At 38.8% G+C, this 24,492-nt stretch carries 22 protein-coding genes; 19 read left to right on the forward strand and 3 right to left on the reverse strand.

The features are described 5' to 3' along the window. Nucleotides 1-77 precede the first annotated feature (77 nt). Complete coding sequence (locus ABI125_02390; GenBank protein ID XCF06717.1) at nt 78-980, reverse strand: NifU family protein; 903 nt, start codon at nt 978-980, stop codon at nt 78-80. A 168-nt stretch (nt 981-1,148) separates the two neighbouring features. Here ABI125_02390 and ABI125_02395 point away from each other — a divergent pair, with 168 nt between their 5' ends. Both ABI125_02395 and ABI125_02400 read left to right on the forward strand, forming a co-directional pair. After that, nucleotides 1,149-2,156 (forward strand): type IX secretion system membrane protein PorP/SprF, encoded by a 1,008-nt coding sequence (locus ABI125_02395; GenBank protein ID XCF06718.1) that lies wholly within the window; start codon nt 1,149-1,151, stop codon nt 2,154-2,156. 144 nt (nt 2,157-2,300) lie between these two features. Beyond that, nucleotides 2,301-4,682, forward strand: coding sequence for a GAF domain-containing protein (locus ABI125_02400; GenBank protein ID XCF06719.1), 2,382 nt, complete (start codon nt 2,301-2,303; stop codon nt 4,680-4,682). Here the strand turns inward: ABI125_02400 and ABI125_02405 are convergent. Beyond that, a complete protein-coding gene (locus ABI125_02405) occupies nt 4,672-5,949 on the reverse strand; it encodes a Pycsar system effector family protein (GenBank protein ID XCF06720.1) in 1,278 nt (425 codons plus the stop codon). The genes ABI125_02400 and ABI125_02405 overlap by 11 nt on opposite strands. A 157-nt stretch (nt 5,950-6,106) precedes the next feature. Here ABI125_02405 and msrB point away from each other — a divergent pair, with 157 nt between their 5' ends. The 6 genes from msrB (at nt 6,107) to ABI125_02435 (ending at nt 13,266) form a co-directional block, all read left to right on the forward strand. Then, nucleotides 6,107-6,565: a peptide-methionine (R)-S-oxide reductase MsrB gene (msrB, locus tag ABI125_02410; GenBank protein XCF06721.1), complete on the forward strand. Its 459-nt coding sequence runs from the start codon at nt 6,107-6,109 to the stop codon at nt 6,563-6,565. Beyond that, nucleotides 6,558-7,097, forward strand: a complete 540-nt coding sequence (gene msrA, locus ABI125_02415) for a peptide-methionine (S)-S-oxide reductase MsrA (GenBank protein ID XCF06722.1) — start codon at nt 6,558-6,560, stop codon at nt 7,095-7,097. The genes msrB and msrA overlap by 8 nt, the downstream gene beginning before the upstream one ends. After that, nucleotides 7,098-8,660 (forward strand): protein adenylyltransferase SelO, encoded by a 1,563-nt coding sequence (locus ABI125_02420; GenBank protein ID XCF06723.1) that lies wholly within the window; start codon nt 7,098-7,100, stop codon nt 8,658-8,660. Then, a complete protein-coding gene (locus tag ABI125_02425) occupies nt 8,661-8,921 on the forward strand; it encodes a peptide methionine sulfoxide reductase (GenBank protein XCF06724.1) in 261 nt (86 codons plus the stop codon). It begins immediately after the preceding gene. Then, entirely contained in the window at nt 8,914-9,435 is a 522-nt protein-coding gene (locus ABI125_02430; GenBank protein XCF06725.1) for a peptide-methionine (S)-S-oxide reductase, read from the forward strand. The genes ABI125_02425 and ABI125_02430 overlap by 8 nt, the downstream gene beginning before the upstream one ends. A 105-nt stretch (nt 9,436-9,540) precedes the next feature. Then, a complete protein-coding gene (locus ABI125_02435) occupies nt 9,541-13,266 on the forward strand; it encodes a metallophosphoesterase (protein XCF06726.1) in 3,726 nt (1,241 codons plus the stop codon). Here the strand turns inward: ABI125_02435 and ABI125_02440 are convergent. Further along, nucleotides 13,255-14,061, reverse strand: a complete 807-nt coding sequence (locus tag ABI125_02440; protein XCF06727.1) for a hypothetical protein — start codon at nt 14,059-14,061, stop codon at nt 13,255-13,257. The two genes, ABI125_02435 and ABI125_02440, sit on opposite strands and share 12 nt — an antisense overlap. Before the next feature lie 133 nt (nt 14,062-14,194). Here ABI125_02440 and ABI125_02445 point away from each other — a divergent pair, with 133 nt between their 5' ends. The 11 genes from ABI125_02445 to ABI125_02495 all read left to right on the forward strand — a co-directional run bounded on the left by ABI125_02445 (nt 14,195) and on the right by ABI125_02495 (nt 24,490). Continuing rightward, nucleotides 14,195-15,058 (forward strand): acyl-CoA thioesterase II, encoded by an 864-nt coding sequence (locus ABI125_02445; GenBank protein XCF06728.1) that lies wholly within the window; start codon nt 14,195-14,197, stop codon nt 15,056-15,058. A 3-nt stretch (nt 15,059-15,061) separates the two neighbouring features. Next, nucleotides 15,062-15,751 carry a glycerophosphodiester phosphodiesterase family protein gene (locus ABI125_02450; protein XCF06729.1) on the forward strand — a complete coding sequence of 230 codons (690 nt, stop codon included), beginning with the start codon at nt 15,062-15,064 and terminating at the stop codon, nt 15,749-15,751. Between the two features lie 16 nt (nt 15,752-15,767). Next, on the forward strand, nt 15,768-16,640 hold the full coding sequence (locus ABI125_02455) for a uracil-DNA glycosylase family protein (protein ID XCF06730.1): 873 nt from the start codon (nt 15,768-15,770) through the stop codon (nt 16,638-16,640). Continuing rightward, complete coding sequence (locus ABI125_02460; protein XCF06731.1) at nt 16,633-17,841, forward strand: NAD(P)/FAD-dependent oxidoreductase; 1,209 nt, start codon at nt 16,633-16,635, stop codon at nt 17,839-17,841. Before ABI125_02455 ends, ABI125_02460 begins: the two co-directional genes overlap by 8 nt. A gap of 124 nt (nt 17,842-17,965) precedes the next feature. Beyond that, nucleotides 17,966-18,502, forward strand: a complete 537-nt coding sequence (locus ABI125_02465) for a DUF1697 domain-containing protein (protein XCF06732.1) — start codon at nt 17,966-17,968, stop codon at nt 18,500-18,502. Nucleotides 18,503-18,558: 56 nt separating this feature from the next. Then, complete coding sequence (locus ABI125_02470) at nt 18,559-19,680, forward strand: diphosphomevalonate decarboxylase (GenBank protein ID XCF06733.1); 1,122 nt, start codon at nt 18,559-18,561, stop codon at nt 19,678-19,680. Between the two features lie 66 nt (nt 19,681-19,746). Then, complete coding sequence (locus tag ABI125_02475) at nt 19,747-20,676, forward strand: mevalonate kinase (GenBank protein ID XCF06734.1); 930 nt, start codon at nt 19,747-19,749, stop codon at nt 20,674-20,676. Between the two features lie 65 nt (nt 20,677-20,741). Then, nucleotides 20,742-21,644, forward strand: a complete 903-nt coding sequence (locus ABI125_02480) for a geranylgeranylglycerol-phosphate geranylgeranyltransferase (protein XCF06735.1) — start codon at nt 20,742-20,744, stop codon at nt 21,642-21,644. A 94-nt stretch (nt 21,645-21,738) separates the two neighbouring features. After that, complete coding sequence (locus ABI125_02485) at nt 21,739-22,581, forward strand: pseudouridine synthase (protein ID XCF06736.1); 843 nt, start codon at nt 21,739-21,741, stop codon at nt 22,579-22,581. A gap of 202 nt (nt 22,582-22,783) precedes the next feature. Next, entirely contained in the window at nt 22,784-23,566 is a 783-nt protein-coding gene (locus tag ABI125_02490) for a DUF3108 domain-containing protein (GenBank protein XCF06737.1), read from the forward strand. Nucleotides 23,567-23,572: 6 nt separating this feature from the next. Beyond that, a complete protein-coding gene (locus ABI125_02495; protein ID XCF06738.1) occupies nt 23,573-24,490 on the forward strand; it encodes a tryptophan 2,3-dioxygenase family protein in 918 nt (305 codons plus the stop codon). The last annotated feature ends 2 nt before the right edge of the window (nt 24,491-24,492 follow it).

Below are 24,492 nucleotides of genomic sequence, written 5' to 3' on the forward strand. Positions count from 1 at the left end.
TTTCAAAGTAAGCTAAAATGGAGCGTAAAAAAAGCGTTCAAAATATGAACGCTTTCCTTTTTGATGTTTTTGAAAATTTATCCGTTAATGGCTTCAACCATTTCAACCTTTCCGGGCAACATTTGCTTTAGCATGTTCTCAATCCCGCTTTTAAGGGTAAGGGTTGACGATGGGCAACCGCTACAGGCCCCTTGAAGCAAAACACTAACGTTTTTGGTGTCCTCGTCATACGAAATAAACTGGATGTTTCCACCATCGCTGGCCACGGCCGGTTTTACATATTCTTCCAGAATGTTGACGATTTCTTTTGAGGTGTCATCCAAATTATCGAAACGGTGGTCGAGTTGCTCGGTCGATTTTTCTAATTTTTGTGCCGCATCAGGAGCCACTATTTCTTGTCCTTTTTCAATATGATCTTTGATGAATTCACGTAATTGAATGGTGATTTCCTGCCATTCGGTGATGTCGTATTTGGTTATCGACACGTAGTTTTCGTCAAAAAATACGCTTTTCACAAATGGAAAATGGAATAATTGTGTGGCCAATGGCGAGAGCTTGGCCTCTTCTATAGAGGTGAACTCAAACATAGTATTCACAATTTTTTTGTTGGCCACAAATTTCATTACCGCTGGATTTGGAGTGCTTTCGGCATAAACTGTAACCGGTATTTTTTTAGGAGCCGCTTGCTCTTCAACCACAACTCCGCCATTGTTTAGGTAAGCTTCAATTTGTTCAGCCACTTCATCCTGAACGTCGCTCCATTCCACAATATTGTAACGTTCAACAGCTATAAAATTACTACTGATATATACTTTTTTCACAAAGGGCAAATGGAATAATTGTTGCGCCAAAGGCGAATGCTTCGCCTCGTCAATGTTATTGAACTCAAAGCTTTGGTGCTTGGTAACAAATTGATTTATTTCGAATTTTACAATAGCATCATTTGATGTTTTTTGTACAGAAACCTGATAATTGTTCATTTAGCTAATTTTTTACAAAAATACTAAAAGAAAACGTTAGATGTCATATATTTGAGTTTTGTTGTATGTTGAAATAACATAAATAATTATAATAACAGCGCAGTTTGTAAATGTAATTTTTAAGCAGTAAATGCGTTTTGTAAACCCAAGCCTACTTGGTGATTGATTATGAAACTGATAACTTTTATTTTGTCGGTAATTCTTGTGCTAAGCTCCAAATTAGCCTCTTCACAAGAAGCATTACCTATTTATACCGATTATTTAACGGATAATTATTATTTAATCCATCCGTCTATGGCCGGTATTGCTAATTGTTCTAAAGTGAGGCTAACAGGTAGGCAACAGTGGTTTGGCCAAGATGATGCACCAAAACTGTTAACATTGAGCATGAATGGCAGGTTGGGCGAGTCGCAGTCCGGTATTGGCGGTATTGTGTTTGCCGACGAAAACGGTTATCACTCACAAAAAGGCGCTTATGCTACCTACGCACATCATTTATTGTTTTCTAGAACAGAGGCCGATTTGAACATGTTGTCGTTTGGGTTAAGTGCCGGATTTATTCAATACCAATTGGACGAAACGTCTTTTTTAAATGACGCGCCCATTCCCGATCCAGCTATTGATGGCATTGTGCAAAACGAAACCAATTTTAATGTCGATTTTGGGTTTTCATACCATTATCTCGATTTTTATGCGCATGCTACAGTGAAAAATCTTTTGAACAATTCTGGTATCAATAGAGATGTTGAAATCACCAGCAATTTAAGACGCTATTTATTATCCACAGGTTATGTTTTTAACAAATACGGAAGCAGTTGGAGTTTCGAGCCTTCGGTAATGTTTCAGTACCGAGATGCTACTGAAGAGGCCGCTATTGATGTTAATGTAAAGGCATACAAGGAAATGGAATTTGGCAAACTTTGGGGCGGTCTTTCATACAGGAACAGTTTTGATGGTGCCGAATTTTCTACCGGAAATGGTACTGATAGCCAACGCTTACAGCAGATAACTCCCATATTAGGCATTGACTATAACAACTTTATGTTTGCTTACACCTATACTTACCAAACCAATTCGGTGGTGTTCACTAACGGGGGCTTTCACCAGTTAACCCTAGGTTATAATTTTAATTGCAGAAGAAAAGCCTACGATTGTCTTTGTCCGGCGGTTAACTAAAACGGGCTGCAGCATTTAATCATTTCTTAAAACTTCAGTTTAAAAATCCAACTTCAGGTTTGTAACAATTTTGGTGTTAATTAGTCTAGTTTGTATCGACTAACCCAATAATTCGTAATTTTGTACCGGAAGAATTGTAACTGTATGGATATTAATGCAAATATCGAGTCGCCTTTATTGTTAAAGGTTAGCTTCAATAAATTGTTGGAGCAATATGAAGTTTTAGCAAAAGGAAACGATGAGTTTATTGCGGCCAAGGCCAAACGCATTTTAAATAGTGTTGAGGGGTATCCTGAACTGCGCGATGGATTTAGTGAAGTTGGGGTGCTGAAAGAACGTGAAAAGGAAATTGGTATAGTTCTTCAAGATAGTTTTAGTCCGTTGTTGACCAATAACGAGATTAAAACAGCTTCGGTGCCTTTGCACAATTTGATTTTCAATTCTTCTGAACGATTCAAAAATATCATAAAATCGGCGGGTAATGATTTCGAGCTCGAAATAAAAAACATGCCCGACGACCATACTTATATCATAGCTTGTACCATTATTTTAAACTTTTATTATGGTTGCAAGCTTAATTTTAAGCGGCCGTTTTTTTATGAAATACCCGATGCCAATGGCGTCATGCGGTATTACAAGATTTTGTACAATGGCGATTTTTGTGAAATTATACGAACCGATGATGCTCCTGAATTAACGCAAGCAGACATAGAAGAGTTGCTCGATAATTTCCATAACATCGCATTGTGGAAAGATAAATTTCCGCCGAAAAGCTATGTGTTCAAAGGGTTTGTGATTTCAAACATTTTTGATGTAACCGATGATCAGTCCATTTCCAATATCAAATCAAGCTTAATTGTAGGAGGAAAGCGTAAGGACGAGACCTTCATGGAAGGGTTTCAGGAAATTTTCCGTTCCCTTTTGGGTATAAAGGATATTAGGGCAGGGTTTTCAATATTCAATAAAGAGGAGGGCACCTTTGAATGTGTGCACGGTGCAGGAATGCAGAGTTTTTTGTTGGGTGAAAAGCAAGAAGAAAAGTGTTTGGAGGTATTGTGTAATTGGTCTTACAACAGTTTGCTTAATGAGAAAAAAACAATAGCCATTTCGAATGTAGAACACATTTTTAATAATGTAGAAGGGCATCCGCCGCACATTGATCGTTTGCACGAGCAGGGAGTTAAAAGCGCCATTTTTGCTCCAATTGCGAATGAGCAAGGCGTTATGGGAGTATTGGAAATCGTTTCAGGTCAATCTACAATACTAAACAGCATCAACGCCAACAGGTTGGTTGATGTTATGCCGTTTATTGTTTCGGCTGTTGAGCGTTCTAAAGCAGAAGAGCAAAATGCTATTGAAGCTGTAATTCAGCAGGAATGCACATCTATTCACCAAAGCGTATATTGGAAATTTGTGGCTGCCGCACGCCAGTTTTTAAAGAACAAAATACAATATGGCAGTAAAGCCACGTTTGAGCAAATTGTGTTTGATGATATTTATCCGTTATTTGGGCAAATTGATGTAAAAGGATCATCGGACGCCCGAAATTTGGCCACGCAAAAGGATTTGTTGTTGCAATTATCGTTGGTAGAAAAAATTGTTGGACAGATCAATGAAGATGAACCACTGCCTATTTATGAGGAAATATTATTTCAAGTAAACAATTACACCAAAGAGCTAAAATCCAATTTCAAGGTAGATAGCGAGCATAATATTGTAGCTTTTTTACGAAAAGAGATTGAGCCTTTATTTCAATTTCAACTGAAAAAAGAAAACCGTTTAAAAGAAGAGATAGAAGATTATTTTGGGAAAATAGATAGCGATTTAAACCTGATTTATTATTACCGAAAAAATTATGACGATACCATCATGCTCATCAATAAAAATATGGCTGCGGTATTGGATGAAAAACAAAAAGACGCCCAAGCCATGTATCCACATTATTTTGAGCGTTACAAAACAGATGGGGTAGAGCACAATATGTACATTGGCGAAGCCATTACAAAAGCCGATAGTTTCAACCCTATTTACTTGTATAATTTAAGGCTTTGGCAATTGCAGGTGATGTGCGAAATGGAAAATGAGTACTACGGTAACCAGCATTTATACCCTATAAATTTGGATGTAGCTTCCATGATTTTGGTGTTTAATCAGCCGCTGTCTATCAGGTTTAGAATGGATGAAAAACAATTTGATGTAGATGGGACCTATAATGCCCGTTACGAAGTGGTAAAAAAGCGGGTTGACAAAGCTTTTGTAAAAGGTACTGAAGAACGTATTACCCAAAACGGAAAAATCTCCATTGTTTATTCACAAAAAGAGGACGAGGAAGAATACATGAGGTATATCAAGTTCCTTCAGAATAAAAAAGTGTTGAACGAAGACGTTGAAGTGCTTGAGCTTGAAGATTTACAAGGAGTTACTGGGCTTAAAGCCTTGCGAGTGGGCATTTTGTACCACGGCAAAGATGAAGATAATAAAACCTTCTACACTTACGACGACCTTATGAAAGAAATTAAAGCCTAAAAACAGGATAGTTCAAATTGTCCTGTTTTGGTACTATATTTTGTGAGGTTAGTGGTGGTTCTTCTGGTAAAACATCCTTTAAATTGGTGCCATTCCTTTTTAATGCTATGCCAAAAGCAATCACAGAAATAATCATCCCGATCATGAAAATGGTATAGGTTATCCGCAAGATCCTATATTTTCTTTCCAATACTTTTCCTAAAAAATAAAGATCTTTGGTTAGGGAGTTGTAAACGTAATTCTTGTCCTTTAAAAGTTCGCTAACGGCCCATTCGTATTCCTTAAGTTCCATTTTATGGAAATTACCAAAAAAAGTAAGGTTAACATCTTTGTTGGCAACATCTTCTTTGGTAAACTCACCGCTCGTAACATTCGGTCTGGTAGCAATAATGGACAATACCATGGAAATAACGCACGATATCGTGAAAATAGCCGTGGGATAAATTAAATACGGATTGGTGTCCAGTTTAGAAATTAAGTTGGCCAATACCAATGAAATAATAATGGCGTTAACCGAAAGTAAAATGTTGGCCTTGGTATCGGCAATATCACTTAATTTAATGTGGTTTCTTAAGGCCACTCTATAAAACGTTTGGATGCCGCGTTCGGGACTTTCGTTTTTGTACTGGGCCTTATATTTGGCCTTCATTTCCTCTTTTTTGAGTTTTTCCTTTTGTTTTTTCTTGGCCTTAATCAATTTGGCGAGATTCTCCTCCTTCTGTTTTTGCCAGTTTTTTAAAGCATAATCGGTGTAAAACTCATGTTTTTTGGTAAGCACTTGAATGTTTTCGTCGCGCCATTCCGAAGGCGAATATGTTTTTATACCCTGTAGTTCGAACTCTTTTCGTAAAAACTCGCTCGCTTCAGCAAAATATTTCTTCCCAAAATGCGATGAATCGGCATCCCTTATTATTTTCCCTAATTCCGTTTCTGGTGGGTTCTTGAATTTAGTAGACATTATACAAGTGCTCACGGCTTCGATTAATTCGTCGTTAGCTTTGTTTTCTTTTAAAAATGCTGTGGCTATTTTTACGCTTTCCTCTTCATGTCCGTCGCGTACTTTCGTGTATCCGGTATCGTGCAATAATGCGGCAAGCTCCAATATTTCGCCATCTTCTTTGCTTACGTCGGTATTTTCAATAATTTCGCGCAAACTTCTTACAACACGCTCGGTATGTGTGTAATTATGATATAAAAAAGAACTGTCTAATTCATTTTTAAATAAATCAAAAACAAATTTTTCGGCTTTCTCAATTAGTTTTGACATAAATGGAATAGATTTTTCATCACAAATTACTAAAATTTAAATATATTATGAGTGCTTTATCTATAAAGATTTTAACGGTAAGAAACCGATGAAAAATTCGACTTACCCATAGATAAAGTTTTAAAGTATTAATTAACGAAAAAAGAAATCCAAAAGTATGCTTACTTGGAAAGACATTATAAATTTTTCGGTTAACGGAAACCCAAAACCCGATAGGCGGGTGGAAAAACCAGAGGAAGAATGGAAAGCGCAACTCACTCCAGAACAATTTAGGATTACGAGGGAGAAAGGGACCGAGCGTCCGCACAGTGGTGCACTGTGTGCTGCCTATGAAGCGGGGCAATATAATTGCGTGTGTTGCGACACCCCACTTTTCGATTCTACCATAAAGTTTAATTCAGGAACAGGTTGGCCTAGTTTTACCCAGCCTATTGAGGAAAATGCTATTAAGTACGAGAAAGACAGTTCGTTTGGAATGGTTAGGGTAGAAGTCATGTGCAATACTTGCGATGCGCATTTAGGGCACGTTTTTCCCGATGGTCCTGAGCCTAGCGGATTACGATATTGTATCAATTCAGAATCAATGACATTAAAAAAAGAAAAAGTAAATGACTGATAAAAATATACAAGTAGCCACAGTTGGTGGTGGGTGTTTTTGGTGTACCGAAGCCGTTTTTCAAGAAATTAAAGGCGTAGAAAAAGTAGTTTCAGGTTATTCGGGAGGCAACGCCCCGGGTCACCCAACATATAAAGAGGTATGCTCGGGTTTGACAGGCCATGCCGAAGTGGTTCAAATTACCTTTGATGCCAACCAAATTTCGTATGAAGATGTACTGGTTATTTTTATGACTACGCACGACCCAACTACGTTAAACCGTCAAGGAGGCGATGTGGGTACGCAATACAGGTCGGTGATTTATTATCACGACAACGAGCAAAAGAGCATTGCGGAAAAAGTGGTGAAACAAATGGCGCCGTATTACAACGACCCTATTGTTACCGAGATTGCTCCATTAAAAATATTTTATAAAGCTGAAGATTACCACCAAGATTATTACCGAAATAATACAACACAAGGGTTTTGCAGTTTTGTAATTACACCTAAACTGGCCAAGCTTAGAAAGCTTCATGCCGATAAATTGAAATAAATGCAGCTTAAAATAAAAGACCGATTTAACGTTGAATTACCAGCCGACCCAATTTTGGATAATACCAGAAGGCAGGTAAAATCGGCCTGTTTTTCATTTGTTACTCCTAAAAAAACCTCAAATCCTGAATTGATTCACGTATCGCCAGATATGCTTGAAAACTTGGACTTAACTGAGGAAGATACCAAATCTAAAACTTTTTTGAATGTGCTTACGGGTAATGAGGTGTTTCCCGAAACCAACCCCTATGCCATGTGCTACGGTGGGCATCAGTTTGGAAACTGGGCCGGGCAATTGGGCGATGGCCGGGCTATCAATTTGTTTGAGGTAGAGCATAAAAATAAGCATTGGGTAGTTCAATTAAAAGGGGCGGGTGAAACACCGTATTCACGAACAGCTGACGGATTGGCCGTGTTGCGCTCGTCCATAAGAGAGTACTTGTGTAGCGAGGCCATGTTTTATTTGGGCGTGCCCACAACAAGGGCTTTATCGTTGGTATTGACGGGCGATAGCGTACTTCGCGATGTGATGTACAATGGTAATCCAGCCTACGAGCCCGGGGCAGTGGTGTCGCGAGTGGCGCCCAGTTTTTTACGCTTTGGAAATTATCAAATTTTTGCGGCCCGACAGGAACATGGGATGTTGAAAACCTTGGTGGATTTTACCATAAAACACCACTTCCCGCATTTGGGAGCACCTTCAAAAGATGCCTATGTCGCTTTCTTTAAAGAAGTAGCCCAACTAACCCTCGACATGATTATCCATTGGCAACGGGTGGGCTTTGTGCACGGGGTAATGAACACCGATAATATGTCCATTTTGGGTCTCACCATCGATTATGGGCCTTACGGTTGGCTGGAAGGTTTCGATTATGGTTGGACGCCCAACACCACCGATAGACAACACAAACGCTACCGCTACGGAAATCAGCCCAATATCGGACTTTGGAATTTATACCAACTTGCCAATGCGCTGTATCCTTTGGTGGAGGAGGCAGAGCCATTTCAGGCTATTTTGGATGATTATAAAACAGGGTTCGAAACAAAATCCTTAAGTATGATGCGTTCCAAATTGGGATTGGAAAAAGAAGATGCTTTTGATGCGTCTCTAATCCAAGAATTGGAAGATAATTTGCTGTTGGCAGAAACGGATATGACTATTTTCTTTAGAAATTTAAGTGGCTTTTCAGCCGAAAAAACTTCCGAGGGATTGGCAATAATAAAAGATGCTTTTTATAATCTCGACGAGCTTTCCGAAGATATTGAAGAAAAGTGGCAAAAATGGTTTAAGCGCTACGCCGAGAGGTTTAGCCAAGAACAACTTTCTGATGAAGAAAGAAAAGAAAAAATGAATGCTGTTAATCCAAAATACGTATTGCGAAATTACATGGCACAACTCGCCATAGACGATGCCGAAAAAGGGGATTACAAATTAGTTGAGGAGTTATTTCAACTTTTAAAGTATCCTTATGCGGAGCAACCGGAGTATGAAAAATGGTTTGCTAAACGCCCGGAATGGGCCAGGCATAAAGTAGGTTGCTCCATGCTGTCGTGCAGTTCGTAAATGGGGTTGTTGGACAAAATAAAAGGGTTGCCGATGGGCTATTCGGTAGTAGAATATCAAAACAAAAAATACGGCGTTACCCGAACGGATTTCAACAACGGAAAAAGTTTTAAAGTTTTTGCTGAAGCCTTGGGTGATACCGATTTTATCAGTTTGAATTATTATATCACAAAACAATCGGAGCAATTAAAACCTTGCGAAATGCCTGCCCAAAAAGTGATTCATTTTTTAAATCATTACAAAAGCATCGAAAATGGATGAAATAGCACTTGGAGGTGGCTGCCATTGGTGTACCGAAGCGGTGTTTCAATCGTTGGTGGGCGTTTATAAAGTGGAGCAAGGCTATGTGGCTTCACACGGCGATGAAGCATCGTGGTCTGAAGCGGTTATTGTCCATTTCAAAGCCAATGAAATACCGCTCAAAACCTTGATAGAAATTCATTTGCAAACGCATAAAAGCACCTCAAACCATTCCATGCGTAAAAAATACCGGTCGGCCATTTATTCTTTTTCAGAAGAACAATCAAAAGCTTGCAAAGACATTTTGAGCGAACTTCAATCGTTGTTTGAAAATCCATTCATAACACGGGTTTTGCCATTTCAAAGCTTCAAGCCGTCCCGGGAGCAAATTCGAGATTACTACTATAAAAATCCCGAAAAGCCATTCTGTGAAAATTTTATAACACCCAAATTAAGGTTGTTGTTAAAGAAGTATTCAGCAGCCGTAAACGCAGAAAAATTAAATCACTTAAGCTCAATGAGTAATCGAGGATAACAAGGGGTTCTTAATTTTGCCTTTTCTTTTGGGGCAATTATTTATCTAAATGCAATATCTTTAGGAATCAAAAGCCTTTAATTTCGCTTTCATATAAAATTAAATATGAAGATACTTAAATATTTTTCAGTTTTAGCTGTGCTTGTCATTATCAGTGCTTGTGCCACTTACAAACCCCAATATTCAAATAAAAATCATAAAGAGGTTTCGTTTCCTGATAAAGAAATTGACCGAACCTTTTATTTAATTGGCGATGCTGGAATTTCGCCAACAGGCGGCATGTCTGGAGCTTTAACGGCTTTCAATAAACATATTGAAGGAAAGGCAACCAAAAAAGATTTTGCCCTTTTTTTGGGTGATAATATTTACCCGTCGGGGTTGCCATCAAAAGGCGATAAAAACCGTAGCTCGGCCGAAAATGCCTTAAACGGACAAATAAAATCGGTTAAGAATTTTAAGGGCGAAGTACTTTTTATTCCCGGAAACCACGATTGGTATTCCAATGGTTTAAAGGGTTTGAAAAGACAGGAAAAATATATTGAAGAAGCCTTGGGGAAAAACACCTTTCAGCCAGAAAACGGTTGTCCGCTGGAAAGTATTGATGTGGGCGAAACCATTCAGTTGATAGTTATAGACACGCAATGGTATCTCGAAAATTGGAACAGCCATCCAGAAGTGAATGACGAATGCGAAATAAAAACAAGGGAGCGCTTTTTATTGGAGTTGGAAGGCGAATTGAAAAAAGCCCAAAACAAAACTATCGTGTTTGCCATGCACCACCCTATGTACACCAATGGAACGCACGGTGGAAAATATGCGTTTAAAAAACATTTATATCCTTTTCAGAAAAAAATACCCTTGCCCGGGATAGCCTCGTTTATAACCCAGATTAGAACGCAGGGCGGGGTGTCCATTCAAGACCGCTACAACGAGCGCTACCACGAATTGATGAACCGTTTGGAAACCATGGCCATTGGTGTTGAAAACTTGGTTTTTGTATCGGGGCACGAACATACTTTGCAGTATATTGAAAACCAAAGTGTGGCCGAAAACGAAAGTATAAAACAAATAGTTTCGGGATCGGGCGCTAAGGAGTCGTATGCCGAATTGAGCAACAACGGTTTGTTTTCGTATGGAAAGCAAGGTTTTGCAGAACTTACGGTGTTTATGGATGGCAGTAGTTGGGTGCGTTTTTATGGGGAAGAAAACGGCGAGCCTAAATTGTTGTTCACCAAAGAAGTATATCCGCCAACAGAAGCCTACGATATTTCAAAGTTGCCCGAATCCTTTCCGCAGGCTGTTGAAGTTTCAATTTATTCCAAAGAGGAAACCGATGTGTCTGGATTTTTTAAATCGGTTTGGGGCGACCATTATCGCGATGTGTACAGTACAAAAATTACAGCACAAGTCGCTACTTTAGATACACTTTATGGCGGATTGGAAGTAGTGCGTAAAGGCGGTGGGCACCAAACCCGGTCACTGCGATTAAAAACTAAAGATGGCCGGGAACTGAACATGCGCGCACTGCGAAAAAGTGCCACCCAGTATTTGCAAACCGTACTGTTTAAAGATAATTACATTCAAGATGAATTTGAACAAACGGCTGTAGAGCAACTTATTTTAGATTTTTATACCGCGGCGCATCCCTATGCTTTTATGGCGGTTCCCGATTTGTCGGATGCAGCAGAAATCTACCATACCAATCCCAACCTGTATTTTGTTCCGAAGCACAAGCATTTAGGGGAATTCAACGCAGAATACGGAGGTGAGCTTTACATGATTGAAGAACGCCCGGAGGAAAATTATTCAAACGAAAAGAATTTTGGTTATGCTGATGATATTGAGAGTACCCACGATATTATTGAGAAAATCAGGGAAGATGAAGAACATAAAATTGACGAAAATGCTTTTATAAGGGCTCGATTGTTCGATATGCTTATTGGCGATTGGGACCGGCACCAGGACCAATGGCGCTGGGCACAGTTCGATATGGAAAACGGCGACCATTATTACAGACCCATACCACGGGACCGCGATCAGGTGTTCTCGAATTTTGATGGCGCGTTACTTGATGTGATGCGCATTATTTCAGGTTCAACCAAACAGTTGCAGGTTTATGATGATAAGTTGAAAAATATAAAATGGATGAACAGTGCCGGTATAAAGCTGGATCGGGTACTCATTCAGCGATCCGAAATGGATGCCTGGCTTGAGCATGCTAAATTCATTCAGGAACATATAACCGACGAGGTAATAGAGCGAGCCTTCGCTAAAGTGCCAAAGGAGGTGCACGACAAAACACTTGATGATATAAAGGAAAAATTAAAAGGCCGTCGGGCTAATCTTCAAAATATTGCTACGCGATATTATAATTACCTGAATGAGTTGGTGATTTTAACGGGAACCGATAAAGACGATTATATTGAAGTGACCCGAACTGCCGATAAGGAAACCCACGTAAAAATATCCAGAATCATTGATGGAAAAAAAGATAAGGTGATTGTAGATCGTACTTTTAACAGGGATATTACCAAAGAAATATGGATCTACGGATTGGACGATAAAGATGTTTTTGAAGTTACCGGAAAGGCAAATAACTTAATCTTTACTCGGTTGATTGGCGGGCAGGAGAATGATACTTACATTATAAAACATGGAAGACGCATTAAGGTTTATGACCACGAAAGCAAGAAAAACACCATAAAGGAAAAGAAAGGGGCTACCATCAGGCTTACCGATGTTTATAAACTCAACCTTTTCGATTTCAACAAAAACATTACCAAAACCAGCGTTATTACACCGGCCGTAGGTTTTAATCCAGATGATGGTTTTTCAGTAGGAATGGCGTATTCACTCACTACCAAAGGTTTTCAGCGAAATCCGTTTTCGCAACAACACCGTTTTAAGGGAGGGTATTATTTCGCAACCAGTGGATTTTCACTGAATTACGATGGCGAATTCGCCAACATTATGAACGATTGGAATTTGCATATCGGTGGGCAGTTCACTTCCGAGAATTTTACCAATAACTTTTTTGGCTACGGAAACGAAACGCCAAATAATGATGATGACCTCGATTTAGATTACAATCGTGTAAAAACAAGTATTTATGCCGTAAAAGCTGGTATCCTGAAAAAGGGGAATTTTGGTAGCGATTATGGAATACGAACCGTTTTTGAAGGCATTGAAATAGAAAATACAGCAGACAGATTTATTACTGACGAATTTGTATCGGCCGATAATACCAAATTCTACGAGCGTCGCTATTTTGGAGGCTTGGAAGCGCAATTTAATTACGAAAGTTTTGATGATAAAATCAACCCCAAAAAGGGTATGACCTTCCATTTGCAAGTAGGGGGTAAAACCGAATTTAAGGATACCAAAAACACTTATGGCTATCTTAATTCAGATTTAGGCTTTTACAACACGCTAACTACAAACAAAGCCTTAGTTTTAAAAACCGATGTACGCACGCAAGTACGTGTAGGCGACGATTTGGTGTTTTACCAAGCGGCGAATATTGGAGGGAATAATGGGTTAAGAGGATTTAGAACCGAACGCTTTACGGGTAAAAACTCACTTGTGGGAAGTGCCGATTTACGTTTTAGTTTTCCATCGTTTAAAACCAGTACTTTGCCGTTGCAAATTGGAGTGTTTGGCGGTGCAGATGTGGGGCGCGTATGGCTAAGAGGTGATTTTTCAGATAAATGGCACAACGATTACGGAGGTGGTTTTTGGGTAACTGCTGCCGAAAGTTTGTCGGGTACTTTCAACTTTTTTAATAGTGTGGAAGGCTTAAGGTTTTCGTTCGGTTTCGGCTTAAATTTTTAAACTGAAAGTGTACAAATTGCCCCCCTCGCTTTTGTTTTTTTCATCGGTAATGTAAACTGTGTCATCGTTTTTAAAACAAATGCCTTCCTTTTGCGAACTGTGTTCAAACTTTAGTTCTTCTATATTTCCTTTAAAGAACTCGTCGCCTTCAAAATCGGTGACCTTCCAAAGTTTATCGTGGTTTAATAAGACTATGGTTTTGCCGTTTTCACTAATATCTGCCGAGGTTATTTTGTGGTGCTTGCCATCCAGATTAAAGTCGGTGACCAATTCGGCAGTATGCTCGCCAATGGCATTGGGTACTTTTAAAAGTATGCTCGATTTGTTCTCTTTGCTGAAAATATAAAAGTAATTGTTCAGCAGAAAAAAGGCTTCAAAATCTTCGGGTTTTACTTTCTTGGGTAAATCGAAGTCAATGCGTTCGGCATGGGTTTCGCCTTTTTTAAAATCAGAAACTTTATAAATGGTAAAGTGGTCGCGCTTTTTACTGTTGTTGCCAAAATCGCCAATGTAGAGGTTGCCCTCACCATCTGAAGTTAAATCTTCCCAATCCCTATTTTTTGCATTTTCAATTTTAATGCGCTTCTTCATTTTGCCTTCAGTATTAAAACCGAAAATATAATTATCGTTTCCGGCATCTTCAATCGTCCAAAGTAATTCTTGGCTGGCTACCATTTCAACGGCCGAAGCTTCTTCCAAACCCAAAGGTAAATCGGCGATAACATTTAGTTTTCCGGTGTTACAAGACGTAAATATTAACAAAAGTGCCCAAAGTTTTGAAAGCTGATAAATCATGAAGTTTTAATTTTGAACCAAAATACCCACTTTAGGCCCAACAGGAAAATTTAAAATCTTAAACTATTTGTAAAACTTGCCTAAAACGCTGGTGTAATTTATTAGATTTATAGGGTGAAAAGCCAAAAGAAATATGACTACAGTTGATGATTTACTCAATTTGCTCACTTTAGAAAAAGTAACCGAAAACGAGTTTACCGGTGAAAGTAAAACCGTTGGCAGTCCCATTGTTTTTGGGGGACAAGTGTTGGCGCAGGCCGTTCATGCCGCGAGCAGAACGATTACTAACGGGCGGGTGCTGCACTCCATGCATGCCTATTTTTTGGAGCCCGGCGATTTGAGTCAGCGTATTACGTACAATGTGAGCAAAGTGAGGGATGGCAGAAGTTTTTCGGTACGGCGGGTTACGGCGCACCAAAAGGATTCGACTATTTTTATTCTTTCGGCGTCGTTCCATAAAAAAGAAGAAGGTTACAATCACCAAATTGACATGAAATCTGACTTAAAACAGCCTGAAGAACTGTTGAGTTGGACAGATATACTGCACCAGTACGGCGATTTTCTGCCCAAAAGTTTAAAATCGTTTTTTGAAATTGAACGCCCAATTGATTTTAAGCCAACCTATATACCCAACCCGATGCAGCCAAAAGATTTACCGCCGTTTACCGATGTGTGGTTTAAGTTAAAGGGCGATGTTAACGGTTTGGATGTATCAAAAAAACAGCAGATTTTAACCTATATTTCCGATTATAATATTTTGGTCTCGGCGCTAAACCCGCATGCCAGTAAAGCGCACTGGGGAAATACGCAAACGGCTAGTTTAGACCACTCGATGTGGTATTTTCGCGATTTCGATTTAGATGATTGGTTGCTCTTTTCCATGGAATCGCCCAGTACTTCAAACGCTAGGGGCTTTGCCAGAGGAAACATTTTTACTCGCGATGGAACATTAATAGCTTCGGTAGCCCAAGAGGGTTTGATGCGTCCAAAACAATAAAGCATGAATTTCGACATTTTTAAAATAGGTCACCGCGGGGCAGCCGGCCACATAGCCGAAAATACAGTAGAGTCGGTAAAAAAAGCTATAGAACTAGGGGCAACAGGCATTGAGGTCGATGTGCATGTGTGCGCTTCGGGCGAGCTGGTGGTATTCCACGATTTTACTTTAGATCGTGTTACCAATAGCACGGGCGAAATTGCCCAAAAAACACTTTCAGAATTAAAACAATTGAAGGTTTTGGGCGAGTTTGAAATCCCCACTTTAGACGAAGTTGTTTCGGTTTTGGATAATAATACTCTACTGAATATCGAATTAAAGGGACAAAATACGACCAAGCCCGTTGCCAGATTTATTGAACGTCATGTTGAAAAAAAAGGTTGGGCTTGGCGCGATTTTCTGGTGTCGAGTTTTCAAAAGGATTTGTTAGAACAGGTATACGCCACCCATCTTCCCATTATGTTGGGCGTTTTGACCGATACCAATTTGGAAGAAGCTCTTAACTTTGCACGGCAAATCCAAGCGGTTTCCATTCACCCTGATTATACCATGCTTACGGATGAGCATGTCAAAAATATACAATCTAATAATATGCAAGTAATCACATATACGGTCAACGATAAAGTCCATATTGAACGGCTGAAAGCTTATGGGGTAGATGGCATTATTTCAGACTTTCCGGATAGATTATGATTAAAATAAAATCTCAATGAATGATAAAATGAATAATAATAAGTTGAAAAAAGAGATTGTGAAAATTGTGAATTCACAAATACTTAATATTTCAAAAAAAGAAATAGGTTTTTTATATAACTCTTGGTTTAATGGACTTGGAACTAAAGACAAGTGGATTCAAAATAAAAAAGTAATCAATGAAAAGTTAAATGTGCCTGAGAAAGCTTATTTAAGAGGAATAGATTTGCCTTTTTATTTTGGAAATATTGAAACAGCAAACAAACGGGTTATGATTGTTGGGCTTGACCCTTTAAGACATCCCTCTGCTTTTGAGGAAGCTAAAGATTCGAATGGAAAAGTAATAGGGGCAAATATCCAAACAGATGTTTTGTTGGGTACACCTTATGCTTTGCATTTGATGATTAAAAAGGAAAGTGAAAAGGAAAGCAAGAAAAAAAGTAAATATAGAACTATAATAGAAAACCTTCAAAAAGATAATTTTGTTTATCTAACAGACCTTTACAAGACTTTTTTTAGAGTTAAAGTAACTTCTAAGGAAATCAGAAGTTATGATTATTTTAGGAAAAAGGATATAAACACAAATAGTTTAGAAATATTATTGAATGAAATAAATCTTGTGGACCCTCACATTATTATCACTTTTGGAAGTGATATAATTACAAAGTTGACTGGTAAAAAAGTACATTCCCTATCTAAAAAAAAGGTGGTTAAGACTTTTTGCAATCACGTTGAAAATATTCCGATATTACCTTTAGTTCATCCTGCCGCTTGGAATAGTCACTTGAATGATTTCTTTGAAGCTAACGAAATAGATGTTAGAAAGCCAGATTTTGATTACGGAGTAGCTTTTTCAGAATTAATTGAACGTCATTTAAGTTATGATTAAAAAAGATGTGATAATAATTGGCGGCGGGGCGGCAGGTTTTTTTGCAGCTATCAATATAGCCGAGCAACACCCCCATTTAAAAGTGGCCATTTTAGAGCGTGGCAAGGAAGGCCTGGCCAAAGTAAAGGTGTCGGGTGGCGGTCGCTGTAACGTCACGCATGCCGAGTTTATTCCACAGGAATTGATTAAAAACTATCCGCGCGGCGAAAAGGAATTGTTGGGACCGTTCCATCAGTTTATGACGGGCGATACCATTGAGTGGTTCGAAAAACGGGGCGTGGAATTGAAAATTGAAGATGACGGGAGGATGTTTCCCGTGTCCAATTCGTCACAAACCATTATCGATTGTTTTTTAAGCGAAGCCGAAAAGCATGGTGTTGAGGTGCTTTATGGCCATGCTGTGAAATCCATTTCGAAACCCGAACATTTTTTTAAAATTGAAACCTCCGAAAATAGCTTTTCGGCAGAAAAACTTTTGGTGGCCACAGGCAGCAACCCCAAAATGTGGAAGATGTTAGAGGAACTGGGGCATACCATTTCCCAGCCCGTGCCGTCGTTGTTTACCTTCAATATTAAAGACGAACGTATTTCCGGTATTCCGGGGGTGGTGGCGCCTCATGTTGAAGTGAAAGTTTTGGGCACCAATTTGTGGAGTGAAGGCCCGTTGCTGGTTACACATTGGGGTTTGAGTGCGCCGTCCATTTTAAAGCTTTCGGCATTTGGCGCGATTGAATTGGCCGAGCGTGATTATAAATTCCAAATCGAGATTAATTTCATTCGTCAATCTTTTGGACGGTGTTTGGAGCAAATTAAAAGCGCAAAACACGATTTGGCAAAAAAAACGGTTTATAAATCCACACAATTCGATTTGCCTAAACGACTTTGGCATCAATTGGTTTTGGCTTCAGGTATTTCTGCTGAAACCCGTTGGGCCGATTTGAACAAAGCCCAATTGGAAAACTTGGCCAAACAACTAACGGAAGCCGTTTTTAACATTAACGGAAAAAGTACGTTTAAGGAAGAATTTGTAACGGCGGGTGGCGTAGATTTAAAAGAAATTAATTTTAAAACTTTCGAAAGTAAAAAAATAGAAAACCTCTTTTTTGCTGGTGAAGTGCTGAACATAGATGCGGTTACAGGCGGGTTCAATTTTCAAAATGCCTGGACGGGGGCGTATATTGTTGCTAATAGTATAGCTTAATAGCTTACACCTCCCTTAATCCCTCCTTGTTAGGAGGGAAACTGTTGCTCGAAAAGAAATAAGGCTTGAGTTTCCCCTCTAAAAAGAGGGGAGTAAGGGGTGTGTTAAAAACGAAACATAAATTATGACTACATACATCGCATTATTAAGGGGTATAAACGTTGGCGGCCAAAAGAAAGTGCCGATGGCCGAGTTACGAAATTTGCTAACAAGAGCGGGGCTTAAAAATGTTGCAACCTATATTCAAAGTGGTAATGTTGTTTTTCAGTCTTCTGAGGAAAATATTCAAAAATTAGAAAATGAAATCCGTTCTGTAATTTTAAAACATTTTGGTTTCGAGGTACCCGTTTTAGTAAAAACTCCAACCGATTTTCAGAATATTTTAAAGAATTGTCCGTTTCCTGATGAACAGAAGGTAAACAGTTACTTTGTCTTGTTGTTTTCAAAACCAAATGAGGGAGTTGTTAAGGAAGTTAAAAGCATGTCCTATCCCAACGAAACTTTTGTTATTACCGATGCCTGCGTGTATTTGCATTGTGCAACGGGTTACGGTAAAGCAAAACTGAACAATAATATCATTGAAAGAAAGCTAAACACTACGGCAACAGCTAGAAATTACAAGACGATGGCAAAATTATTAGCTTTGGCTTCAGGTGAATGAAAAAGCTATTTTGTAATTACTATTTTTGTCAAAAATTAGGAAGCTAAACCTTTATCATGACAGAAAGCCATTTTGTTCCAAAGCCTTATTCAGTAAATGTTGAATCCGGCACTTTTTCTTGGTCATCGCCCAGTAACATCGCTTTGGTGAAATATTGGGGGAAAAAGAAAAACCAAATTCCCGAAAATCCATCCATCAGCTTTACATTAAACCAATGTAAAACCATCACGAAGCTCAGTTTTTCAAAAAAAGACCTTTCGGCTGCACTCAAAGGGACGGATGATTTTTCGTTTGAAGTGTTTTTGGATGGACAGAAAAACGATGCCTTCAAACCCAAAATCCAAACCTTTTTCAAGCGTGTAGAGGTGTATTTACCATTTTTAAAATCCTATCATTTTAAAATTGAAACCGAAAACACTTTTCCGCACAGTTCTGGTATAGCTTCTTCCGCATCGGGCATGAGTGCTTTAGCCTTATGTTTATTGAGTGTAGAGCAGAGGTTGTTGAGCGAAGACGAAGCAAGCGGAGTCGAAATGACTGATGATTTTTTCAATCAAAAAGCCTCCTTTTTAGCACGATTAGGTTCGGGCAGTGCCTGCAGAAGCCTTGAGGGGCCACTGGTGGTTTGGGGCGAACACGGTTCTATTGAAGGGAGCAGCGATTTGTACGGCGTTAAATATCAGTATAAAGTGCACGATCATTTTAAAAATTATCAAGACACGATTTTGTTGGTCGATAAAGGTGAAAAGCAGGTGAGCAGTACGGTGGGGCATAATTTAATGCACGGGCATCCGTTTGCGCAAGAGCGCTTTAAACAGGCCAACAATAATATTTCGGAAATAAAAACCATTTTAGAAACGGGCGACTTGGATGCCTTTGTAAAATTGGTTGAAAGCGAAGCGTTGACCTTGCACGCCATGATGATGACCAGTATGCCATACTTCATTTTGATGAAACCCAACACTTTGGAAATCATCAATAAAATCTGGGCGTACCGAAACGAAACAGGTTCGAAGGTGTGTTTTACCTTGGATGCCGGAGCCAACGTGCACGTGCTTTATCCGGAAAATGAAGCTGAAAATGTTTTGAAATTCATTAAAAATGAATTAGTTGCGTATTGCCAAAATGGTCATTATATTTGCGATGTTATTGGTTTGGGGGCTGAAAACATTTTATAGAAATGATTTTTTGTTTAAAAAAACATTATATTTGTTAAACGTATTGCTCTGAAAACCATATAGTTTATGAAAGGACCTCTATTTTATTCGAAAATTTTACTCTTTGGTGAGTATGGCATCATTAAAGATTCCAAAGGGCTATCTATTCCTTATAACTTCTATAACGGAGCGTTAAAGAATGATGGTAATACTTCAGAGGCAGCCTTAAAATCCAACGAAAGTTTAAAGCGATTTGCTGCTTATCTTCAAGATATTGACGAAGGTTTGGTGCGTTTTGATATTGAGAAACTTACCGAAGATGTTAACGGAGGCATGTATTTCGATTCGTCCATTCCGCAAGGCTACGGGGTGGGAAGTAGTGGTGCATTGGTGGCTGCGATATACGACCAATATGCTTTCGATAAAATTACGGTGCTTGAAAACCTAACCCGCGAAAAACTGTTGAAATTAAAACAGGTTTTTTCGGCTATGGAATCCTTTTTCCATGGGAAATCGTCTGGTTTAGATCCTTTAAACAGTTATTTGAGTATCCCTATTCTTATCAATTCAAAAGATAATATTGAAGCCACAGGCATCCCGGCACAGCAAAGCGATGGTAAAGGCGCTGTATTTTTAATAGACAGCGGTATTATTGGTGAAACGGCACCGATGGTGAGTCTGTTTATGGAAAATATGAAACAGGAAGGCTTTAGAAATATGCTAAAAAATCAGTTTATTAAGCATACAGATGCTTGTGTGGATGATTTTTTAAAAGGCGATATAAAATCACTGTTCAAAAACACAAAACAGCTTTCAAAAATTGTACTGAATCATTTTAAACCGATGATTCCTCAGCAATTCCATGAACTTTGGAAAAAAGGAATTGACACCAATGCCTACTACTTAAAGCTTTGTGGCTCTGGGGGCGGTGGCTACATTTTAGGGTTTACCGAAGATTTTGAAAAAGCCAAAAAAGCACTTTCTGCACATAAACTGGAAGTGGTTTACAATTTCTAATAGATTCTTTAAATTTTAGTGCATCTTAACTAAGACGTTGCAGGGAGTCATCTTATTTGAATTTTATGTTAAGCAGACGGCAGAAACACATTCTTCTTAAGTTTTTCAGCATGTTTTCTGTTATTCGTGGCTACAATATTTTGGTAATCGTAATTGCCCAATATTTGGCTTCCATTTATATTTTGGCGCACGATTTGCCGTTGCACGAAGTGCTTTTCGATATCAATTTATTTGTGCTGGTGTTGGCTTCGGCAGCAACCATTGCGGGAGGGTACATCATCAATAATTTTTACGATTCAGAGAAGGATTTAATCAATCGCCCCATTAAAAGTCGATTGGATAGATTGGTGAGCCAAAATACCAAATTGTCATTTTATTTCGTGCTCAATTTTTTGGCGGTGGTCATGGCGAGTTATGTCTCGTTTAAGGCGGTGGTGTTTTTTGCTATTTACATTTTTGCCATTTGGTTTTATTCACATAAACTCAAAAAAATGCCATTTGTTGGGAATTTGGTTTCGGCCATTTTAACCATAACGCCATTTTTTGCCATTTTTATGTATTACAAAAATTTCGAAACCGTCATTTTTGTTCACGCGCTGTTTCTATTTTTGCTTATTTCCATGCGCGAACTCACCAAAGATTTGGAGAACATAACGGGCGATTTGGCCCAAGGCTACAAAACCATCCCCGTGGCTTATGGCGAAAAAGTGTCGAAAATCATGTTAACGGTGCTGTCGGTTTTAACATTGGTGCCTACCTATATGTTGCTCTACCGTTACGATGTGGGGTACATGTATTGGTACTTCTATTTAAGCATTGGTCTGTTGGTGGTTTTTTTGCTAGTTCTTTGGCGATCGCAAACAAAAACACATTATCTCATTCTTCATAATATTCTTAAATTTATCATTGTTGTTGGGGTGTTTTCAATTGTATTAATAAAGGTGAGTGTGGTTTTAAACCGCATTTAAAAGACGGGGTTTGAATGTTTCCAAATAAAACAAAACCGAAGCTATAAATACACAATCACAATATTAACTTTATCTTTGTACAAAATTTAAGAACATGAACAGACATCAAGGGGGCAAAGGAAAAGGAAAGCCATCGGGGCGAGGAAGCGGAAATAAGCGCTTTGCCAGTTATGCTAGGGGAAATGCACCTATTAAAAAGTCGAACGCCAATCAGAAAAAATCGGGCAATCCCGATGAAACCCGATTGAATAAATACGTGGCCAACGCGGGCATTTGTTCGCGCCGAGAGGCCGATGTGCATATTGCAACGGGCTTAGTAACCGTGAACGGAAAAGTGGTTACCGAAATGGGCTATAAAGTAAAACCAGACGACGAAGTGCGTTACGATGGTTCAAGAATAAGTCCGGAGAAAAAAGCTTACGTTTTGTTGAACAAACCCAAAGGATTTGCAACAACCACTAGCGAAACTAAAGGAAGAACGGTAATGGATTTGGTGGCCAATGCCACTAATTCGAAAATAAAGCCTATTGGGCGTTTGGGAAGGAACTCAAAAGGGTTGCTGTTGTTTACCAATGATGATGCAGTGACGAAAAAGTTCACCAATTCCAAAAACGGTGTGGCGCGTTTGTTTCATATTGAATTGGATAAAAACTTAAAACACGACGATTTCAAAAAAATCCAAAACGGATTCAAAATTGATGGTGAATTGGTTGAAGTTGAAGAAATCAGTTATATCGAGGGCGCCTCAAAACGCGAAGTGGGGCTTAAAATTAAAAACACAGGAAACACCATTATCCGTACCATATTTGAATATTTCAACTACGATATTGTGAGTTTAGATTGTGTCGCTATTGGCCACTTAACCAAAAAGGACATTCCTCGCGGCCATTGGAAACATTTAACCGAGCAAGAGGTGAATACCTTAAAAATGCTTTGATGTTCAGCGGTTTGAATTGGTTTTAGGGTCGTTCTTCAGTATTTAAAGTTGCAATTATCCAGCAAAAACCCTAACACAACTATAACAGTATTTAACAAAGGGGTTAGGAGAAAATTTTTATTTTTGGAACAGTAATTGTAATTTCTAAGGTAAAACAATAAATGTGGCTTTAGGAAGTTACATTACATAAGTTCCAAATACCATGAAAAAAATACTACTTATACTAATTACTTTTGTTTCAGTCCAGTTTTTGGTGGCCCAACCAGAACCAGCATTTGGTGATGGCGAATGGTTTAAATTTAGGATGAGCTATAGCAATTGGCTAAAAGCAGGAAATGCTACTTTGCTGGTAAAAGATTCAAAACTTAACGAAAAAGAGGTCTATCATGTAGTTGGTAAAGGTTGGACCACCGGAATGATCAAATGGTTTTTTAAGGTGAAAGACCGCTACGAAACCTATTTCGACAAAGAAACCATAATGCCCTATAAATTTATAAGGGATATCGATGAAGGCGGGTACACGAAAAACTTGGAAATTCATTTCGATCAGGCAAATAATAAAGCGCATATAAACGATATAAAGCACAACATTCAAAAAGTGGTGGATACCAAGCCGAACGTGCAGGATTTATTATCGGCATTTTACTATCTGCGAAATACCATGGATACCCGAGATATTAAAGTAGGTGACGAGGCTAAGGTTGAAATGTTTTTTGATGAAGAAAGCTACGGTTTTAAGTTGATATATTTAGGCGAAGAAACCATCAATACCGATTTTGGCGAGGTAGAATCTTTAAAATTTAGGCCGTATGTAATGGCTGGTCGGGTGTTTAAGGAAGAAGAAAGTTTAACACTTTGGGTGTCTAAAGACAAAAATAAAATACCTTTACGTGTTAAGGCCGATTTAGCGGTGGGGTCACTAAGAGCCGATCTTGAAGCTTTTAAAGGTTTAAAACACCCCTTCAAGATTGTCGTTAACAATTAACTCATTTTGAGCACCAACATAAACAAAAAACTAAAAGAAAAATATGAGGCCATCGACCAAGATGTCGAGGCCCATTTAGAGGGTTTGCTGCATAGCAAACCAATCAATTATTGGGACTATATCCAAACTGATGCTCTGTTGAATCTTCAGGTGCAGCGTACCGTTTTTCCAGACGAAAAGGTATTTATCATGTACCACCAAATCTCAGAACTGCTGTTCAAAATGATCCTGAGTGAAATTGAGCAAGTCGCAAAAGCCGATCCTATTAGTGCCGAGGTTTTTACGGATAAAATTATGCGCATCAGTCGGTATTTTGATGTGCTCACGTCATCGTTCAGTATTATGAAAGATGGAATGGACCTCGAGCAATACAATCAATTCAGAACAACATTGATTCCGGCAAGCGGATTCCAAAGCGCACAGTACCGAAAAATAGAGTTCGCTTCAACCGAGCTAATCAACCTTATCGACAAACGATTTAGGGATACCATAGACCGAAATTCGTCCTACGAACACGCTTTCGAGCACCTATATTGGCAGGCGGCTGGCAAAGACTTCAAAACGGGTAAAAAAACCTATACATTATCGGCGTTTGAAGACCGATATAAAGAGGAATTTATTAGATTTACAAAATTTTATCAGTTTAATAATTTGTGGACCAAGTTTAAAACCCTACCCAAAGCTTCACAAGCCAATAAAGATTTGATAAAAGCCATGCGCCATTACGATTATACCGTAAACATAAAATGGGTGATGGCACATTACAATACGGCAAATCATTATTTGAACATTGGAGGGGAAACGGCAGAAGCCACAGGAGGAAGTGAGTGGGTAAAGTACATGCACCCTAAATACCAAAAAAGAATATTTTTTCCAGATTTATGGACAGAGAACGAGAAAGACACGTGGGGAACAGATATTTAATT

Origin of the sequence: Tamlana crocina (assembly GCA_040429635.1) — a bacterium.
Taxonomy (GTDB): domain Bacteria; phylum Bacteroidota; class Bacteroidia; order Flavobacteriales; family Flavobacteriaceae; genus Flavisericum; species Flavisericum crocinum.

Excerpts from the sequence above, each read along its gene's own strand:
- ABI125_02475 (XCF06734.1), top strand. The coding sequence starts at position 19,747 with ATGAAAGGACCTCTATTTTATTCGAAAATTTTACTCTTTGGTGAGTAT.
- ABI125_02425 (XCF06724.1), top strand. The coding sequence starts at position 8,661 with ATGGGGTTGTTGGACAAAATAAAAGGGTTGCCGATGGGCTATTCGGTA.
- msrB (XCF06721.1), top strand. The coding sequence starts at position 6,107 with ATGCTTACTTGGAAAGACATTATAAATTTTTCGGTTAACGGAAACCCA.
- ABI125_02420 (XCF06723.1), top strand. The coding sequence starts at position 7,098 with ATGCAGCTTAAAATAAAAGACCGATTTAACGTTGAATTACCAGCCGAC.
- ABI125_02485 (XCF06736.1), top strand. The coding sequence starts at position 21,739 with ATGAACAGACATCAAGGGGGCAAAGGAAAAGGAAAGCCATCGGGGCGA.
- ABI125_02465 (XCF06732.1), top strand. The coding sequence starts at position 17,966 with ATGACTACATACATCGCATTATTAAGGGGTATAAACGTTGGCGGCCAA.
- ABI125_02450 (XCF06729.1), top strand. The coding sequence starts at position 15,062 with ATGAATTTCGACATTTTTAAAATAGGTCACCGCGGGGCAGCCGGCCAC.
- ABI125_02445 (XCF06728.1), top strand. The coding sequence starts at position 14,195 with ATGACTACAGTTGATGATTTACTCAATTTGCTCACTTTAGAAAAAGTA.
- ABI125_02460 (XCF06731.1), top strand. The coding sequence starts at position 16,633 with ATGATTAAAAAAGATGTGATAATAATTGGCGGCGGGGCGGCAGGTTTT.
- ABI125_02480 (XCF06735.1), top strand. The coding sequence starts at position 20,742 with ATGTTAAGCAGACGGCAGAAACACATTCTTCTTAAGTTTTTCAGCATG.
- ABI125_02400 (XCF06719.1), top strand. The coding sequence starts at position 2,301 with ATGGATATTAATGCAAATATCGAGTCGCCTTTATTGTTAAAGGTTAGC.
- ABI125_02490 (XCF06737.1), top strand. The coding sequence starts at position 22,784 with ATGAAAAAAATACTACTTATACTAATTACTTTTGTTTCAGTCCAGTTT.
- ABI125_02430 (XCF06725.1), top strand. The coding sequence starts at position 8,914 with ATGGATGAAATAGCACTTGGAGGTGGCTGCCATTGGTGTACCGAAGCG.
- ABI125_02390 (XCF06717.1), bottom strand. The coding sequence starts at position 980 with ATGAACAATTATCAGGTTTCTGTACAAAAAACATCAAATGATGCTATT.
- ABI125_02405 (XCF06720.1), bottom strand. The coding sequence starts at position 5,949 with ATGTCAAAACTAATTGAGAAAGCCGAAAAATTTGTTTTTGATTTATTT.
- ABI125_02395 (XCF06718.1), top strand. The coding sequence starts at position 1,149 with ATGAAACTGATAACTTTTATTTTGTCGGTAATTCTTGTGCTAAGCTCC.
- msrA (XCF06722.1), top strand. The coding sequence starts at position 6,558 with ATGACTGATAAAAATATACAAGTAGCCACAGTTGGTGGTGGGTGTTTT.
- ABI125_02440 (XCF06727.1), bottom strand. The coding sequence starts at position 14,061 with ATGATTTATCAGCTTTCAAAACTTTGGGCACTTTTGTTAATATTTACG.
- ABI125_02470 (XCF06733.1), top strand. The coding sequence starts at position 18,559 with ATGACAGAAAGCCATTTTGTTCCAAAGCCTTATTCAGTAAATGTTGAA.
- ABI125_02455 (XCF06730.1), top strand. The coding sequence starts at position 15,768 with ATGAATGATAAAATGAATAATAATAAGTTGAAAAAAGAGATTGTGAAA.
- ABI125_02435 (XCF06726.1), top strand. The coding sequence starts at position 9,541 with ATGAAGATACTTAAATATTTTTCAGTTTTAGCTGTGCTTGTCATTATC.